The sequence below is a fragment of the Chitinophagales bacterium genome, from assembly GCA_013816805.1.
Lineage (GTDB): Bacteria > Bacteroidota > Bacteroidia > Chitinophagales > UBA10324 > MGR-bin340.
Map to the genome: position 1 here is coordinate 65,411 of JACDDS010000014.1, position 16,116 is coordinate 81,526.

Genomic DNA, 16,116 nt, shown 5'->3' on the forward strand with positions numbered 1-16,116 from the left:
GTTACTGATTTAAATATTTTAATAATTGGTTTGCAGCAATCTCGCCTGAAATAATAGCTGGTGGAACACCGGGTCCGGGCACCGTGAGTTGTCCTGCAAAAAATAGGTTGTCCACTTTCTTGCTTTTCATTTTTGGTTTAAATATGGCAGTTTGGTAAAGCGTGTTGGCGAGACCATATGCATTGCCTTTATATGCATGGTAGTCAGCAGCAAAGTCTGAAATGCAATAGCTTCTTTTTTCTATAATATGGTTCCGGATCTCATTTCCAGTAAAGTTTTCTATTCTTTCTATCAATAGATTGAAGTAATATTCTCTTTTATCCGGTGAATCCTTTAACCCGCTTGCAATTGGCATAAGCACAAATAGATTTTCACATCCATCAGGGGCTACAGCCGGATCTGTTTTAGAAGGGGCGCATACATAGAACAGAGGTTTTTCAGGCCATTTTTTAGCTACATGGATATCATTAGCATGCTTATCAATATCCTCATCAAAAAATAAATTATGATGGTTTAAGTGATCAATTTTTTTATTGATACCCAGAAAAAATAGAAGCGCGGATGGTGCTAATTTTCTCTTTTCCCAATATCTATTTGAATACGACCTTTCAGACTCCGCAAGAAGATCATTTTCCACGTGATGGCAATCGGCAGCGCCTATTACACCATCTGTTTTCAATTTACCATGCCTGCTTTCAACCTCAACAATTTTACCTGAACTTATATTAAAGCATTCTACTTCATTATCTAAGAGCAAAGTCACACCTTGCTCTTCAGCAATTGTTTTAAAGGCTTTGACAACCTTACCAAAGCCCCCCATTGGATACAACGTTCCCTGCTTTAGTCCCGCATAATTCATTAGTGAATACAATGCAGGAGTACTTTCCGGCATGGCTCCTAAGAAAAGTATCGGAAATTCTATAAGTGCCAACAACCGCGGATTCTTAAAGAAGGCGCGGACATGTTTTTTGAAGGAAGAAAATAACTGTAGCCGAAATATTTCCTTTAAAACATCGAAGGTTATGTACTCCCTTATCGTTAAACCCGGATTAAATACAAGACTCCCCATACTTAGGCTGTATTTATGTTCGGCTTCCTTCATAAACGTTCTGAGCTTTTCTGCACTGCCCTCTTCAATCGATTCGAACAGGGAACACAGCTCCTGGAAGTTTGCCGGGATATCGATAGCATCATCTTTTCCAAAAATTATGGTAAATCCGGGGTCAAGCTTTATTAACTTATAGAAATCGGAAGCAGTATGGCCAAAGCAATTATAAAAACGTTCAAAAACATCAGGCATCCAGTACCAGCTTGGTCCCATATCGAATATAAACCCGTTGTTCTCATAAGTTCTGGCCCTGCCGCCGCATTGAATATTCTTTTCGTACAAGGTTACCTTATGACCGTGAGCTGCCAGGTAAGAAGAAGCACTAAGACCGGAAAATCCTGATCCTATAACAGCCAAATCTAAACTTTTGTTTAAAATTTTATTAGTTTTATTAAACATTCATCGGTCTTCTTTTATTTGTATTGAGATAGCGAATCTTCGTTTTACTATAAGTAATTAGTAAGCATAAATTCAGAGGTGCTGCTAATTCATTTTAATTATTGTTTAATAATATTCGAAAATACATAAACAAAACCTTAAAACAAAAGATATTGGATTTCATTATTGTGTTGATTAATTTCACAGATATTTTTATCCATTTTATCTGTTATTTAATTGATTTTTAAGGATCAAATATTAACGATTCAGATTAATGGTTAATTTGCTTATCTGCCTGCGGATTCGTTTCTTTGCACCCTATATATAGGAGTGATTTAATTTCTGATAATGATTTTTTTAGAGGCTAAAACGGCATCAGGTACTTCTGCAATCACTTATCTGCCTATACTACTTCAGTTTCTCTTTGCAAGCGGATTTGTCGCTACCACTATGGTGGTAACGCATCTTGTTGGGCCAAAGCTTAGCACGAAAAAGAAATTAAAATCCTTTGAAAGCGGCATTCAATCGGTTGGCAATGCACGTCAGCCATTTGCTATTAAATATTTCTTAACAGCCATACTATTTGTATTATTTGATGTGGAGGTAATTTTTCTTTATCCATGGGCAGTAAATTTTGATGTGCTTGGAATGCAGGGATTAATAACGATGGCACTCTTCATGGGTCTTTTATTGGCCGGATTTTTTTACATAATAAAGTCCGGTGCATTGGATTGGGAATAAAAGGTTCAGAATGAAACAAGTTGTATTCTGTAATTGTTACCCATTTACATAACAAAGAAATTGGAAACTATCACCATTTCGGACAAAAAAATTACCGTATCTGCATCGCCTGAAGGCCATGCAGGCTCCGGCTTTTTTGCTACCAAATTGGAGCAGGTAATTGGTTTGGCAAGGAAAAATTCTATTTGGCCATTGCCTTTTGCTACTTCTTGCTGCGGTATTGAATTTATGGCGACTATGGGATCTCATTATGATTTTGCGCGTTTCGGTGCCGAAAGGGTTAGCTTCTCTCCACGCCAGGCAGATTTGCTGATGGTGATTGGAACCATTGCAAAAAAAATGGGACCCATTCTCAAGCAGGTATATGAGCAAATGGCGGAACCTCGCTGGGTAATAGCCGTAGGCGCTTGCGCAACCAGTGGTGGTATTTTTGACACTTATTCCGTTCTTCAGGGAGTAGACAAAATAATTCCGGTAGATGTGTATGTCCCGGGATGTCCTCCACGGCCGGAACAGATCATTGATGGCTTGATGAAAATCCAGGAATTGATCCAGAATGAACCCCTAAGAAGAAGAAATTCTCCCGAATATAAAGCACTGCTGGAATCTTATGGAATTGAAGTAATTAAAGATTTAAATTAATACAATAGGCAATTAGCATAAAGTTATGGTTGATAATGAGCGGGTTCTGGAAAAACTAAAATCTGCATTTGGTGAATTGATACATTCTCCGGAAGAACCGTGGCAATTGCTTACTATCCGAACTGATCCACTGCACATTACTCCTATTATAGAATTTTTGAGCAAAGATGAAGAGCTTGCCTTTACATTTCTTACTGACTTATGCGGTATTCACTGGCCGTATCGCAACGAAAAATTTGAAGTAGTTTACCATCTTCATAGCTTCATCAATAACATTAGATTGAGAATAAAAGTGGCAATTCCAGGAGATCAACCAAGAATCCCTACAATGACTAACTTATTTCTAGCTGCTAACTGGATGGAACGGGAAACATTTGATTTCTATGGGATCATCTTCGTAGGACACCCTAACCTTGTGCGAATATTGAATGTGGATGAAATGACCATTTTTCCCCTTAGAAAGGAATATCCGTTAGAAGATAATACCCGGGAAGATAAAAATGATGAAATGTTTGGAAGAGATCCGAAATTAATACAAGCTGGTATATAATGAATTGAAGATAAATCAGATAGGAATTTAAAAGTGAACAGAGAGAAAGAGCACATACAATTACCAGATCAGGATCTTGAAAAAGAAACGGTCACCCTCAATTTGGGACCTACTCATCCTGCAACGCACGGGGTATTTCAAAACGTAATTGAAATGGATGGGGAACGGATTGTGAGTGGGTATTCCACCATCGGTTATATCCATCGGGCGTTTGAAAAAATTGCAGAGCACCGTCCCTATTACCAGATTACCCCGCTTACAGATCGACTCAATTATTGCTCTTCGCCAATTAACAACATAGGCTGGCATTTGACAGTAGAAAAACTGCTTGGCATTAAAACTCCGAAACGGGTAGATTACCTCCGTGTAATAATTATGGAATTAGCCCGCATAGGGGATCACCTGATCTGTAATTCTATACTGGGAGTCGACACAGGTGCTTATTCGGGATTTTTATACCTGATGCAGTTCAGGGAAAAAATTTATGAAATATGGGAAGAAGTTTGCGGGGCGCGATTAACTACTAACATTGGTAGAGTAGGTGGATTCGAACGCGATTTTAATGACATTGCTTTTCGCAAGCTGGAAATTTTTTTAAGGGAATATCCAAAAGCATTAAAGGAGTTTGAAAACCTTTTTACCAGGAACAGGATATTTATAGAGCGTACGGTTGATGCGGGACCGATCAGCGCCGAGCGTGCTCTCAATTACGGTTTTACCGGCCCGAATCTTCGTGCTGCGGGAATTGATTATGATGTTCGTGTAATGAATCCTTATTCCTCTTATGAAGATTTTGATTTCACAGTGCCTGTGGGGACGAAAGGGGATACTTACGACCGTTTCCTGGTTCGTAATGAGGAGATGTGGCAATCACTTAATATTATAAACCAGGCATTGCAAAAGCTGGATCAGCTTGAAGATAAGACCTCCTTTCATGCCGATGTACCTCAATATTATCTACCCGATAAAGAAGAGGTGTATCACAATATGGAAGCGCTGATATATCATTTTAAAATAGTAATGGGTGAAATAGATGCTCCCCGCGGTGAAATATACCATGCTGTAGAAGGAGGAAATGGAGAATTAGGATTTTACCTGATCAGTGAAGGCGGACGAACACCATACCGGCTGCATTTTCGCCGCCCTTGCTTTATTTTTTACCAGGCTTATACAGAAATGATTAAGGGCCAGCTGCTTTCTGATGCCATCGTTACTTTAAGCAGCCTGAACGTGATAGCCGGTGAACTCGACGCTTAATTAAAAACATTTGCAAGTCAACGCTTAGCATACAAACCTTTTTCCTTACAATGCTTTCAATAAAAACAGGACAAAAGCAGGAGTTTTCTTCTCAGGCACTGCAGCATGCTAATGAAATAATTGGCCGTTATCCTGAAGGAAAACAGAAATCTGCCATCCTTCCAATCCTTCATTTGGCGCAGGATGAGTTTGGGAATTGGTTAAGCGCTGAAGTAATGGATTACGTTGCCGGCTTATTAAAAATTCAACCGATAGAGGTATATGAAGTGGCAACCTTTTATTCTATGTATAACCTGAAGCCCGTTGGAAGATTTTTGCTTGAAATTTGTCATACCGGTCCTTGTGAAATTCGCGGAGCAGAAAAACTGATCGATACGCTGAAGAATAAATTAGGAATCGAGGTTGGCGAAACAACAGCGGATGGATTATTTACTTTAAAAAGAGTGGAATGCCTTGCTGCATGCGGATACGCGCCAATGCTGCAATGCGGTGAACATTTTCATGAGTTTTTAGATTCTGAAGAAAAGGTTGATCGGTTGCTCGAAGAGCTTAGAAATAGAGCAGCAGCAAACAATTAATTGCAATGGCAAAAAAATTTCTTCTCGATAAGATAGATGTACCTGGAATAAACACTTTTGAAGTATATAAAGCCAATGGCGGCTATGCTTCTGTTGAAAAAGCTTTGAAAGAAATGGCTCCGGCTGATGTTATAGAAGAAGTTAAAAAATCAGGGTTACGAGGAAGAGGAGGTGCAGGATTTCCTACAGGAATGAAGTGGAGCTTCCTCGATAAAAAATCAGGTCGGCCAAAATATCTGGTATGTAACGCCGATGAAAGCGAACCCGGCACTTTTAAAGACCGCTTCCTCATGGAGCGCATTCCTCATATGCTGATTGAAGGAATGATCATATCAAGTTTTGCCCTGGAAGCGAACCTCTCTTTTATTTATATCCGCGGGGAATTCCGGTGGATCATCAAAATATTGGAACAGGCAATTGCAGAAGCAAAACAGGCTGGTTTCCTAGGACAGAATATTTTGGGGAAAGGATACAACCTGGAGATTGTAGTCCATCCCGGTGCCGGCGCATACATTTGTGGTGAAGAAACAGCGCTGCTCGAGTCTCTCGAAGGCAAGCGCGGACTTCCCCGGATCAAGCCACCTTTTCCTGCAGTTTTTGGCTTGTATGGAATGCCAACTGTGGTGAATAATGTGGAAAGTATTGCAACGGTGCCTTGTATTATTCAAATGGGAGGCGAAGAATATGCTAAAACCGGCACTCCGAAAAGTACAGGAACCAAATTAATCTCTTCGTGCGGAAATATAAATAAGCCCGGTGTGTATGAGATCGAATTCGGTCTTACTGTTGAAGAATTTATTTTTTCAGATGAATACTGCGGCGGAATCGCAAATGGAAAAAAGATGAAAGCTGTAGTTGCCGGCGGTTCTTCAGTTCCAATTCTTCCCTCAGAATTAATTTTAAAAACTGCAGCAGGAGAAAAAAGATTGATGAGCTATGAATCGATGAGCGATGGAGGCTTCATTACCGGTACTATGCTGGGTTCGGGAGGATTTATAGTGTATGATGAAGACCAGTGTATAGTGCGCAACACCTGGAATTTCACAAGGTTTTATCACCATGAAAGCTGCGGTCAGTGTTCTCCGTGCCGTGAAGGAACAGGTTGGATGGAGCGTATTCTCCACAAATTAGAATTTGGTCATGGGCAATTGAGTGATATCGATTTGTTGTGGGATGTTCAGAGAAAAATAGAGGGTAATACTATTTGTCCGCTCGGTGATGCTGCAGCATGGCCTGTAGCTTCGGCTATCCGACATTTCAAAGACGAATTTGAATGGCATGTTTTAAATCCCGAAGAATGTCAGAAAAGGAATTATGGAATCAAAGAAGAAGTTTTAAGCCAAAAGCGTGGAAGATATTAAGTATCGTGCTTATAGATTCGCAGTAAGAGTAATTAAATATTTAAGGGAACAGGATTGGACAAAACGTATGAATGAGCCGCTTTTCCGGCAACTACTGCGATCTTCAACATCAATCCGAGCGAACAGAGCAGAAGGTAGATCATGGAAACCCGAATGGGAGATAATGAAATATTATCGAATTGCTTTAAGATCAGTTAAGGAAACTAAATATCTGGTTATGTCTATTACGTGATGTGCTGGCATGAAAAATGAAATAGTTGAAGTTCTCGTTAATGAAACCAATGAGCTTTCTAAAATTATTGCTGCCCGTGTTATTGCAATTACGAAAAACGAGGCAGCTTAACTTTTGGCTTTTAGCTTAGTGCTTAATTTTGTAAAAGATGATCAAAATCACTATAGACACCCGAACGGTTGAAGTAGAGGAAGGAACCACCATTTTAAACGCTGCCCGTAAGATCGGTGGTGAGATTGTTCCTCCTGCAATGTGCTACTACACTTCATTAAAGGGTAGTGGCGGAAAGTGCCGTGCATGCCTGGTGAAAGTTGCACAGGGATCATCCAAAGATCCCAGGCCAATGCCAAAATTAGTAGCCTCGTGTTGCACCCCAGCCCAGGATGGTATGGTAGTTCAAAACATTACTTCTCCGGAAGTGATTGAAGCGAGGCGTGGTATTGTTGAGATGCTTCTTATTAACCATCCCCTTGATTGCCCCATTTGTGACCAGGCTGGTGAATGCGATCTGCAGAACTTTGCCTTCGAGCATGGCTTACAGAAAACCAGAAGCGAATTTCACCGCAGGGAATTTGATCCCATTGATATCGGGCCGCACATTAAGCTGCACATGACCCGGTGCATCCTGTGTTACCGGTGTACTATGGTGGCCGATCAGCTTACAGATGAAAGAGTACACGGAATATTGTGGCGCGGAGAAGCTTCTGAAATTTCGACCTACATTCAAAAAGCGGTTGAAAATGATTTCTCTGGAAACGTGATTGATGTTTGTCCTGTCGGTGCACTTACTGACCGGCATTTCCGTTTCAGAAACCGGGTATGGTTTTTAAACCCGATGAGCGCCCATCGTAATTGTCCCAGGTGCACCGGAAAGGTGGTATTGTGGATGCGGGGTGATGAAATTTATCGGGTAACTGCCAGAAAGGATGAATATGGAGAAGTACGCGAATTTATTTGCAATGAATGCCGCTGGGATCATTACGATGTAAAAGACTGGACTGTGGAAGGCCCGCGGGAATTTGAAAAATGGTCGGTTATTACAGCTAATAAATATGCTAAAGAATCCGTTGAATTGCCGGATGAATTGTATTCTAAAAATGAAAATGCAAAATGGGATACCTTTGAAGGAGTGACATAAATGTTGAAATATCAAATTCACCAATTACCCCTTCGGCACACTCAGGGTGACAATCCAGTGTAAGGGGGAAGACACTTGCAAACATGAATTATAAGTATCTGTAATGGATTTTTTTAGTTTGATCCCTACTGTTGTTTTAATAGTCATTCTTTTTGGAGTAACAATGCTTATAGCATTGTATTCCACGTTCGCTGAAAGAAAAGTAGCGGCCTTCATGCAGGATCGCCTTGGTCCGAACCGTGCAGGTCCGGGAGGTATTTTTCAGCCTCTGGCAGACGGATTAAAAATGTTCACCAAGGAAGAATTTATCCCTATTGCTTCCAATAAGTTTCTATTTGTAATGGGCCCTTGCGTGGCCATGATCGCAGCCCTGATGACTGGTGTTGTAATTCCCTGGGGCGGTATGATTTCCTTTAATAACAAAAGCTATGCCCTGCAGATTGTCGATCTCGACATCGGCATCCTGTACATATTCGCAGTAGTTTCTATAGGAATTTATGGAATCATGATTGGCGGCTGGGCTTCGAATAATAAGTTTTCACTGATGGGTGCAATCAGGGCTTCCTCCCAAATTATCAGTTATGAGCTCAGTATGGGTCTTGCCATTATTGCGCTCATAATGACTACCGGCACACTTAGTCTTCATCAGATTGTTCAGCAGCAGCATGGCTTCCACTGGAATATCTTTTATCAGCCCGTTGGCTTCCTGATTTTTCTTATTTGCGCCTTCGCGGAAACAAATAGAACTCCCTTTGACCTTCCTGAATGTGAAACGGAGCTGGTTGGCGGTTTTCATACCGAATACAGTTCTATGAAACTTGGTTTCTATCTCTTTTCGGAATATATAAACATGTTTATCTCGGGAGCTGTAATGAGCACTTTATATTTTGGTGGCTATAATTTTCCTTTCATGGACAATCTGCTGCAAGCTACCGGATCACAAAACCTGGTAACGATTATTGGAACGGGTTTTCTTTTTATGAAGATTTTCTTTTTCATCTTTTTCTTTATGTGGGTGCGGTGGACCATACCCAGGTTTCGTTACGACCAGTTAATGAATCTGGGCTGGAAAGGTTTAATACCGCTTGGGATTTTCTGGATTGTTGCCACTGCAGCAGGGCTTTTATTTTTTAGGAATTAACAGCGCGCAGATTTTGTTTACGCAGAATAAATGAGAACAAAGTAACAATTGAATAATGCAACCATTAACCAGTAAACGTAAGGTGCTCGAGCAAAAGAAACTGACGCTGGCAGAGCGGCTGTACCTGCCTGCCATCACACAGGGGCTCGGAATTACACTGAAACATTTTTTTAAAAAAAAGGCCACCATTCAATACCCGGAAGAAATGCGGTCGGTGCCGCCGGTATACCGTGGCCTGCATGTACTGAAGCGTGATGAAAATGGTGCAGAGCGCTGCACCGCTTGCGGCTTGTGTGCGCTTGCTTGTCCTGCCGAAGCCATTACTATGGAGGCCGGAGAACGGAGACAGGGAGAAGAAAACCTTTATCGTGAAGAGAAGTTCGCAGTGAAGTATGAGATCAATATGCTTCGTTGCATCTTCTGTGGTTTTTGCGAAGATGCCTGTCCGAAAGAAGCAGTTTTTTTAGAAACAACCTTTGCACCTGCAAACTTCGATCGTAATGATTTTATTTATGGAAAAGATCGTTTGGTAGAAGGCTTTAAGCGGGAAGAAATTGTTCCTCCTGTTGTGAGGACGCTCGCAGAGGCGAATCTTTAAATATTTACCAGCTTATGCTCACCTCCTCCTTTTATTTTTTATCCTTTATTACCATATTTTTTGCCATCATGGTGGTAACAGCAAGAAACCCTATCCACAGTGTACTTTATCTCGTGCTTACCTTTTTCGGGATTTCTGCCAACTATATTCTTTTGCTGGATGCGCCTTTCATCGGCATCGTAAACCTGATAGTATATGCCGGTGCAATCATGGTATTGTTTTTATACGTGCTTATGATGATGAACCTGAATGCAGATGCAGAGCCGAAAAAGCCCAAGCCCTTTATTTTTGCTGGTATAATTACAGGAGCCATGCTCTTACTGATTCTTGGTGCGGCATTAAAGCAGGCGCATTTATCTGTGATGCATCAATCCGGCATTAGTCAGATAGGTACTATTCAAACACTGGGTAAGGTGCTGTATACCGATTACATTTTACCTTTTGAGGTAGCATCTGTTCTGTTCCTGGTTTCGATGGTTGGCGCCGTGTTGCTGGGAAAGCGGGACAGCTCTTCCCAAACTATAGGTCACGAAGAAATAAGTTATAAAAGAGATAATAGTAGTAATAGTAGTAATAGTCAAAAAACAAGAGAAGTTATACACCGGTAGGTTCAAATTAATTAAAAAAAAATATTTGCGCCTGGCATCCTGAGCTTGACGAAGGATGTAGGTCACGTCTAGAAATTTACTGATTTAAAAGATGCCTGAAATATTCAGAACGGTCCCAATAGAACACTTTGTCTGGCTGACAACGGTATTATTTGTAATAGGAGTAGTTGGAGTTATCACCCGCCGGAATACGATCATCATTTTTATGAGCATAGAGCTGATGCTGAATGCAGTGAACCTGCTGCTTGTTACTTTTTCAGCATACCATCACGACCCGGCAGGACAGATCTTTGTTTTTTTCATTATGGCAGTAGCAGCGGCCGAAGTAGCAGTAGGGCTTGCTATTATCACGATGATCTACAGGAATACGCATTCGGTAGATATTAATGAAATGAGCCGGATGAAGGGTTGAATGCTTTTTGATCTGAACTCTTATTTGTTATCAGCGAAAGCAAATTCTTTTATTTCATGCCAAACATATGAAATTTCAATGGGATGAAGGGAATATTGAGAAGAGTTGGAAAAAGCATGGTGTCCCTGTTGGTGAAACAGAAAGTATTTGGTTGGATAATGATCGAAAAATTTTCTTAAGTAGAATTAATACTGATAATGAACTTCGTTTTGCGTGTATAGGAATGAGCAATGAAAATCGTTTGCTTTCCGTAATTTTCACTTTCAGAAATGAAAATTTTATTAGACCGATAAGTGCAAGACCTTCGAATAAAAAAGAAAAAAAAGTTTACTATGGATTCTAAAAAAAGAAAAGTGATTTCACTTCCTGAATATAAAGGAGACTTGAATAAACTGTTTGATTTTGAACACCCGGTAACTGCAAAGGAGGCATTTGGACTTCAGAAAAAGCATGAACAGGTAATAAAAAAACTTAAGAGAGAGTTTCGGAAACGATACGTTGAAGAGATGACCAGGGTGAATTGAGTTACAGCCGGTCGGGATTTGCAATCCCGACCAAATAATGGTGGATTGTAATCCAATCTAAAAAACATCATCCAATTTGAATTATCTCAATTAATCTTTTTCACCTGCATAGTCAACTGCTGGTCGCAATTTGCAATCCCGGCCAGGTAATATTGGATTTGTAATCCAATAAAACTATCATTCAATCAGGATTACATCAATTAATCCTTTTTTAGTCCCAAGCCGTGTCTCCACCAGATTGCCTTTGCGGGTATGCGTGGGACACGGCGATGTTGCTTATCGTATCTTTCATTGATGTCTATAAAAACACCCCATAATTTTCCGGGTGAAATGTATTTCTGCACTTTCACCTGTTGCAATTGGATAAACCTCTTTGAGATAACCCGGTCGTACGACGAGGTGTATAAGTGGTTTTGCATTGCTCAGGGTAAGAGTTATAAGATTATCGCATATGTCATTATGTCTAATCATGTGCATTTTATAATAGCTGCTCCACGGGCTAATGCAAACCTAAATGTGCTGGTAAGCAATGGAAAGCGCTTTATCGCTTATGGAATAGTAGGCAGGTTGAAGAAAAGCCACCGCGATGGAATTATTGCTGAACTTTCTGGTACTGTGAAACCCGGTGATAAGAAAAGAGGAAAGCTGCACCAGGTATTTGAACCGTCATTCGATGCAAGATTAATTTATAACGAAAAGATGCTGATTCAAAAGATCGATTACATACATCACAATCCTGTAAGCGGCAGGTGGAGCTTAGTGAGGGATTTTGTGTTTTACCCTCATTCAAGTGCGGCATTTTACGAACTGAATAAGCCTTGCATGTTTCCAGTTGTTCATTATAGTGAGATTTTACATGGAGAACAGTGTTAAACAGGACGAATTAATGATCTTACAACCGCAGTGTCCCACGCTCACCCGCAAATCTTCGGGTGGAGACACGGCTTGAGGGTAAATTTATAGATGAAGACAACAATACTTTTCTTCCTGTTTCAATTTTTTGCTTTTCAAATGGTCTATGCTCAGGTTTGGTCACCGTTAGGAGCTGGCGTACGAGATGAAAAGGTTCCTACCGGAGGTATAGTCAATACTTTCTTACAACCGCCGTGTCCCACGCTCACCCGCAAATCTTCGGGTGGAGACACGGCTTGTGGGAAAAATTACGTAGCGCAATGGGACGGAGTAACATGGCATCCTATGGATGGATTATGTGACGAAGTGGTGGATTTGTTTGCAGATGGAAAGCATGGTGTGTATGCCTGCGGATGGTTTGGGATGAATAGAAGTGGTAAGTGTGCTGCCAATAGAGTTGCATACTGGAATGGTAGTGAGTGGTCAGATTTAGATTTTGGTGAAATCAATCCGGTACTTTGCATGAACTTCTTTGATAATGATTTATATGTTGGAGGAATTTTTACAAGCGCAGGCGATGTAGATGCCAACCATATTGCGCGGCTTGAAAATGCAATAGCTACTTCTTCACCATCGATCACGAATAACCGGACCATAAAATTCTATCCCAACCCCGCCATCGATCAACTACATATTGAAGCACCAAACATCCACAAAGCAACCATCACCATTTTAAACCTATTTGGCCAAGTTGTGTTGAGGCAGCGGCAGTTTTCTGATAACGCTTCCTTTGATATTTCAAGCCTTCCAAAAGGAATGTATCTTATAAACATTAAGGATGAAAGAGGAAATATTTTGAAGACGGGAAAAGTGGTAAAGGAATAGCTAATAGCTTTACTCCTATTTTCTTCCATTAAACTTCTGATCTATATTACGGTCTTAGGACTGATATTAAATTTCTGAATGAAAAGAACGCTGCTTTACTTTTTACTACAGTTTTTTACTTTTCAAACTTCCGCACAGGTGTGGCGGCCACTTGGTGAGGGGCTTAATGCAGCTGCACTTGCTTTAAGTGTTGATTCTCAATCAAACTTATTATATGTAGGAGGTGATTTTACGCGCGCCGGAGGACTTCTTGTTCATAATTTAGCAATTTGGGATGGCATAGAATGGCATGTTGCTCCTGAAATGCCGGATCAGGTAAATGATTTACTGTATTATAAAGGGCAAATTTATGCAGCCTTGGATAATGGGTGGGTAATCTTAGTTCAAGACAGCAACTTCGAGATTTTAGGAGCTTTTAATAATATTGTTAAATGTCTTAAAGTTTATAAAGACACGCTTTACGCCGGTGGTTATTTTACAACCTCTTATGGTCTTTCTGGAAATGATGATACCCAGGTAAACCATATTGCAAAATATGCTAATAATGAAAAATGGCTCCCTGTAGGAAAAGGAATTAGTGAAAGAGCAGATCCCAATGTTAAAGCACTTCACGATTATAATGGTGATTTGATTGCAGGTGGAAGATTTGAAAAAGCCGGAGATAGTACTGCAAAAAATATTGCACGGTGGAATGGATATGCATGGTATCCAATGGAAAAAGGTGTTGTTATTCCGGGAGATGAATTTGCAGCTTATGTTATTGCTTTAGACACTTTTGAAAATGAACTGATCGTTGGAGGTGAATTTAAAAAAGCTGGAAATTTAAAATGCCATAGTCTTGCTACCTGGTCTGATAATAGATGGGATACACTAACTATACACCAACAGAATCTGTCCGAACTCTTTTTAGTTCATTTGGTAAATTGTACGTCTCAGGTATTATGAATGATGGAGTTATGGTATGGGACGGCTCTGTTTGGAGTAATTTGAACTGGGGTCCAGCAGGATTAATAGTTTCCTATCAGAATTTTAATGGAAATTTATACCTCTGTGGAGATTTTTCTAATTTAAAAGATTCTCTAAATGATATTGCTTATTTAGATTATCCAACATTCTCTAATGACAAAATATTACCACTATCATTTACAATCTTTCCTAATCCGGCGAGTAATCTTGCTACCGTTAGTTTTAATATTAGTGAAGAAAGCCAACTATTAATTATTAACCAATACGGTAAAAGAATAAAGTCATATGCACTTCCCCCATCTTTAAAAATCAAAACAGTAGATGTCAGTGATCTTTCAAATGGGATGTATTTGATGACACTTCAGTCGGTGGCTCAGCAAATCAGTCAAAATGTAATGGTGCAGCGATAGTATATATCACAACTATTAAGTCAGTTACTAAACTATGCGTTTTGTCCGTGGCAAGGATGTTCCATCTTTCTGGATTTTTTCAACCGTTGTTGATTATAATTCTAACTCTGCCAGCAGTTGTACTATAATGCTATGTGGTTAAATCGGTGCGTCTTTATGGTATTACCTCACTACCGCCACCTTTCCCTCCGCCACCCGCTCATTTCTCTGCGTGACGCTCCATTCATACACTCCATCAGGTAGCGCACTTACATCGAGCATACGGCTTTTGAAATAGTGGTATAAGCTAACGGCAGCAGCACGTTTACCAAATGCATCATACAGCTCAAAAATGCCATCATCATTCGTTTGATAAATAATATTAAGCCAGGTTGAAACCGGATTTGGTGAAACTCTAAATGAACCCTGGTTTTGTGGTTTCGGCATATGCACTGCATCAGCAATATCCACAAACACGGTTACGGTATCTTCTCTCACATTACAACTGCTGTAAGTGGAAGTGTCTGTGACGGTAAGGTAATACGTGGTAGTGGTATCCGGTGATGCAATAGGCTGTGCAACGGCGGTATCGCTTAAAGTGGAATCTGAATGCCACAGATACATTACTCCTGTAACCGGTGGGATACCAAGCTGTATGCTTTGACCTTTGTTGATGGTATCATTTGCCCCTGCATCGGCTAAGTAATTGCCAAGAAGGCCGAGATCATAGTTGGGAAAATTAGGTATGGTAGCATTATCTACAGGAAGCTTAATATAGTTTTGTAGCACATTACATGCAATGTCTAATGAGTCTGGTTTATCAATAACGTGCAAGACACTATCTGCGCCCCAAGTGCACAAATAGATTTTGTTATCTAAGGCTTGCTGCATAATGTAAAACCAGGTCGAAAAAGGTGAATAAAATGTTTTCCATTCGGCAACCAAAACTTTGGAATTAATTACGTTAGATGCAATAAGATCAAATTGAAAAATTTGCAGTAATGACCCGACATATAAAAAACGACCATCGGGTGAAAAGGATAATTCCGCCCAAAAGTTACTTGGTGTGAGAGGCATGTGATAAGATATAGGACTACTGAATAAGCCAGTACAGCGGTCAAAATCAAAAATATCAAGCTTTCCGTCATAAGGACTAATAGTTGCATATTTACTGCCATTCGGCGAAAAAGCAGATTGACCATCGACATCATTTTTAATTGTTTGGCCAATCTTTTGACTATATGGCCCAATTATAGAATCGGAAGTGATTAGAAAAGTGTAATACCGGGCGGTAGAAAATTCATGAGTAATTATCCACCAATCTTTTCCATTTGAATTCTTACATGCGGTGAGTCGACCTGTAAGAATTGTGTCATCTACTAGATGGATATTTTTTACTCCAGGTAAAATTCCTCCTAATCCATTATCTAAATTCATATCTATTTTACTTAAACTCAAATGAGAAGGTTCGCCAGTTGCTGAGTCTGCAGTAAGATAAATAACATCATAAATATTACCATACGAAAGATCAGGCAGGACAATAGCTCCTTGCTCAAATCCAAGGCCAGATGAATAATAAACATCCGTATAATAACCAGGATTAAAATCTTTACTATTCAAAAGTGTATCATGATTCTATTAGCAATATACTGCCCGTTAGTATAAAAAAGAAGATTACCTGATGTGTCACATATTGAAGCATCTGTTATAAAAAATTCCATTTTTCTCTGTAAACTAAAGGTATCTGCCACCCCTC

General features: G+C 40.0%; 21 protein-coding genes. 18 read left to right on the forward strand and 3 right to left on the reverse strand.

The genetic code is table 11. The annotated features are described in order from the left end of the window. Position 1: 1 nt before the first annotated feature. Entirely contained in the window at positions 2–1,507 is a 1,506-nt protein-coding gene (gene crtI, locus H0W62_12240) for a phytoene desaturase (protein ID MBA3649298.1), read from the reverse strand. A 327-nt stretch (positions 1,508–1,834) separates the two neighbouring features. On the opposite strand from crtI, the gene H0W62_12245 reads away from it, so the two are divergent. The 14 genes from H0W62_12245 to H0W62_12310 all read left to right on the forward strand — a co-directional run bounded on the left by H0W62_12245 (position 1,835) and on the right by H0W62_12310 (position 11,268). Continuing rightward, positions 1,835–2,227, forward strand: a complete 393-nt coding sequence (locus tag H0W62_12245; protein ID MBA3649299.1) for an NADH-quinone oxidoreductase subunit A — start codon at positions 1,835–1,837, stop codon at positions 2,225–2,227. A gap of 75 nt (positions 2,228–2,302) precedes the next feature. After that, the gene (locus H0W62_12250; protein MBA3649300.1) at positions 2,303–2,869 is read left to right on the forward strand and encodes an NADH-quinone oxidoreductase subunit B; all 567 of its coding nucleotides are present in this window, start codon (positions 2,303–2,305) and stop codon (positions 2,867–2,869) included. Positions 2,870–2,894: 25 nt separating this feature from the next. Continuing rightward, positions 2,895–3,419 (forward strand): NADH-quinone oxidoreductase subunit C, encoded by a 525-nt coding sequence (locus H0W62_12255; protein ID MBA3649301.1) that lies wholly within the window; start codon positions 2,895–2,897, stop codon positions 3,417–3,419. A 33-nt stretch (positions 3,420–3,452) separates the two neighbouring features. Then, complete coding sequence (locus tag H0W62_12260) at positions 3,453–4,676, forward strand: NADH-quinone oxidoreductase subunit D (protein MBA3649302.1); 1,224 nt, start codon at positions 3,453–3,455, stop codon at positions 4,674–4,676. A 50-nt stretch (positions 4,677–4,726) separates the two neighbouring features. Further along, a complete protein-coding gene (locus H0W62_12265; GenBank protein ID MBA3649303.1) occupies positions 4,727–5,254 on the forward strand; it encodes an NAD(P)H-dependent oxidoreductase subunit E in 528 nt (175 codons plus the stop codon). A 5-nt stretch (positions 5,255–5,259) separates the two neighbouring features. After that, on the forward strand, positions 5,260–6,615 hold the full coding sequence (nuoF, locus tag H0W62_12270) for an NADH-quinone oxidoreductase subunit NuoF (GenBank protein ID MBA3649304.1): 1,356 nt from the start codon (positions 5,260–5,262) through the stop codon (positions 6,613–6,615). Continuing rightward, the gene (locus H0W62_12275) at positions 6,602–6,847 is read left to right on the forward strand and encodes a four helix bundle protein (GenBank protein ID MBA3649305.1); all 246 of its coding nucleotides are present in this window, start codon (positions 6,602–6,604) and stop codon (positions 6,845–6,847) included. The genes nuoF and H0W62_12275 overlap by 14 nt, the downstream gene beginning before the upstream one ends. 148 nt (positions 6,848–6,995) lie before the next feature. Beyond that, positions 6,996–7,985, forward strand: coding sequence for a (2Fe-2S)-binding protein (locus tag H0W62_12280; GenBank protein MBA3649306.1), 990 nt, complete (start codon positions 6,996–6,998; stop codon positions 7,983–7,985). Between the two features lie 103 nt (positions 7,986–8,088). Further along, a complete protein-coding gene (gene nuoH, locus H0W62_12285) occupies positions 8,089–9,126 on the forward strand; it encodes an NADH-quinone oxidoreductase subunit NuoH (protein ID MBA3649307.1) in 1,038 nt (345 codons plus the stop codon). Positions 9,127–9,181: 55 nt separating this feature from the next. Beyond that, complete coding sequence (locus H0W62_12290; GenBank protein ID MBA3649308.1) at positions 9,182–9,724, forward strand: NADH-quinone oxidoreductase subunit I; 543 nt, start codon at positions 9,182–9,184, stop codon at positions 9,722–9,724. Positions 9,725–9,738: 14 nt separating this feature from the next. Beyond that, positions 9,739–10,332, forward strand: a complete 594-nt coding sequence (locus tag H0W62_12295) for an NADH-quinone oxidoreductase subunit J (protein MBA3649309.1) — start codon at positions 9,739–9,741, stop codon at positions 10,330–10,332. Positions 10,333–10,423: 91 nt separating this feature from the next. Beyond that, entirely contained in the window at positions 10,424–10,744 is a 321-nt protein-coding gene (nuoK, locus tag H0W62_12300) for an NADH-quinone oxidoreductase subunit NuoK (protein MBA3649310.1), read from the forward strand. Between the two features lie 67 nt (positions 10,745–10,811). Continuing rightward, positions 10,812–11,087, forward strand: a complete 276-nt coding sequence (locus H0W62_12305) for a BrnT family toxin (GenBank protein ID MBA3649311.1) — start codon at positions 10,812–10,814, stop codon at positions 11,085–11,087. Next, a complete protein-coding gene (locus tag H0W62_12310) occupies positions 11,077–11,268 on the forward strand; it encodes a hypothetical protein (GenBank protein ID MBA3649312.1) in 192 nt (63 codons plus the stop codon). The genes H0W62_12305 and H0W62_12310 overlap by 11 nt, the downstream gene beginning before the upstream one ends. 200 nt (positions 11,269–11,468) lie before the next feature. Here H0W62_12310 and H0W62_12315 read toward each other — a convergent pair whose 3' ends face one another. After that, the gene (locus H0W62_12315) at positions 11,469–11,687 is read right to left on the reverse strand and encodes a hypothetical protein (GenBank protein MBA3649313.1); all 219 of its coding nucleotides are present in this window, start codon (positions 11,685–11,687) and stop codon (positions 11,469–11,471) included. A 40-nt stretch (positions 11,688–11,727) separates the two neighbouring features. Here H0W62_12315 and H0W62_12320 point away from each other — a divergent pair, with 40 nt between their 5' ends. From H0W62_12320 to H0W62_12335, 4 genes are all read left to right on the forward strand, one after another. After that, positions 11,728–12,141 carry a hypothetical protein gene (locus H0W62_12320; GenBank protein MBA3649314.1) on the forward strand — a complete coding sequence of 138 codons (414 nt, stop codon included), beginning with the start codon at positions 11,728–11,730 and terminating at the stop codon, positions 12,139–12,141. 90 nt (positions 12,142–12,231) lie between these two features. After that, complete coding sequence (locus H0W62_12325) at positions 12,232–13,005, forward strand: T9SS type A sorting domain-containing protein (protein ID MBA3649315.1); 774 nt, start codon at positions 12,232–12,234, stop codon at positions 13,003–13,005. Positions 13,006–13,083: 78 nt separating this feature from the next. Beyond that, entirely contained in the window at positions 13,084–13,950 is an 867-nt protein-coding gene (locus tag H0W62_12330; GenBank protein MBA3649316.1) for a hypothetical protein, read from the forward strand. Then, a complete protein-coding gene (locus H0W62_12335; protein MBA3649317.1) occupies positions 13,947–14,381 on the forward strand; it encodes a T9SS type A sorting domain-containing protein in 435 nt (144 codons plus the stop codon). The genes H0W62_12330 and H0W62_12335 overlap by 4 nt, the downstream gene beginning before the upstream one ends. Before the next feature lie 162 nt (positions 14,382–14,543). Here H0W62_12335 and H0W62_12340 read toward each other — a convergent pair whose 3' ends face one another. Further along, positions 14,544–15,980: a hypothetical protein gene (locus tag H0W62_12340; GenBank protein ID MBA3649318.1), complete on the reverse strand. Its 1,437-nt coding sequence runs from the start codon at positions 15,978–15,980 to the stop codon at positions 14,544–14,546. Positions 15,981–16,116 lie beyond the last annotated feature (136 nt).

Bases quoted from the DNA above. Each gene is read 5' to 3' on its own strand.
- H0W62_12330 (MBA3649316.1), top strand. From the start codon at position 13,084: ATGAAAAGAACGCTGCTTTACTTTTTACTACAGTTTTTTACTTTTCAA.
- H0W62_12265 (MBA3649303.1), top strand. From the start codon at position 4,727: ATGCTTTCAATAAAAACAGGACAAAAGCAGGAGTTTTCTTCTCAGGCA.
- H0W62_12295 (MBA3649309.1), top strand. From the start codon at position 9,739: ATGCTCACCTCCTCCTTTTATTTTTTATCCTTTATTACCATATTTTTT.
- H0W62_12245 (MBA3649299.1), top strand. From the start codon at position 1,835: ATGATTTTTTTAGAGGCTAAAACGGCATCAGGTACTTCTGCAATCACT.
- H0W62_12315 (MBA3649313.1), bottom strand. From the start codon at position 11,687: ATGCAAAACCACTTATACACCTCGTCGTACGACCGGGTTATCTCAAAG.
- nuoF (MBA3649304.1), top strand. From the start codon at position 5,260: ATGGCAAAAAAATTTCTTCTCGATAAGATAGATGTACCTGGAATAAAC.
- H0W62_12310 (MBA3649312.1), top strand. From the start codon at position 11,077: ATGGATTCTAAAAAAAGAAAAGTGATTTCACTTCCTGAATATAAAGGA.
- H0W62_12280 (MBA3649306.1), top strand. From the start codon at position 6,996: ATGATCAAAATCACTATAGACACCCGAACGGTTGAAGTAGAGGAAGGA.
- H0W62_12290 (MBA3649308.1), top strand. From the start codon at position 9,182: ATGCAACCATTAACCAGTAAACGTAAGGTGCTCGAGCAAAAGAAACTG.
- H0W62_12255 (MBA3649301.1), top strand. From the start codon at position 2,895: ATGGTTGATAATGAGCGGGTTCTGGAAAAACTAAAATCTGCATTTGGT.
- H0W62_12320 (MBA3649314.1), top strand. From the start codon at position 11,728: ATGTCTAATCATGTGCATTTTATAATAGCTGCTCCACGGGCTAATGCA.
- H0W62_12335 (MBA3649317.1), top strand. From the start codon at position 13,947: ATGAATGATGGAGTTATGGTATGGGACGGCTCTGTTTGGAGTAATTTG.
- nuoH (MBA3649307.1), top strand. From the start codon at position 8,089: ATGGATTTTTTTAGTTTGATCCCTACTGTTGTTTTAATAGTCATTCTT.
- crtI (MBA3649298.1), bottom strand. From the start codon at position 1,507: ATGTTTAATAAAACTAATAAAATTTTAAACAAAAGTTTAGATTTGGCT.
- H0W62_12325 (MBA3649315.1), top strand. From the start codon at position 12,232: ATGAAGACAACAATACTTTTCTTCCTGTTTCAATTTTTTGCTTTTCAA.
- nuoK (MBA3649310.1), top strand. From the start codon at position 10,424: ATGCCTGAAATATTCAGAACGGTCCCAATAGAACACTTTGTCTGGCTG.
- H0W62_12305 (MBA3649311.1), top strand. From the start codon at position 10,812: ATGAAATTTCAATGGGATGAAGGGAATATTGAGAAGAGTTGGAAAAAG.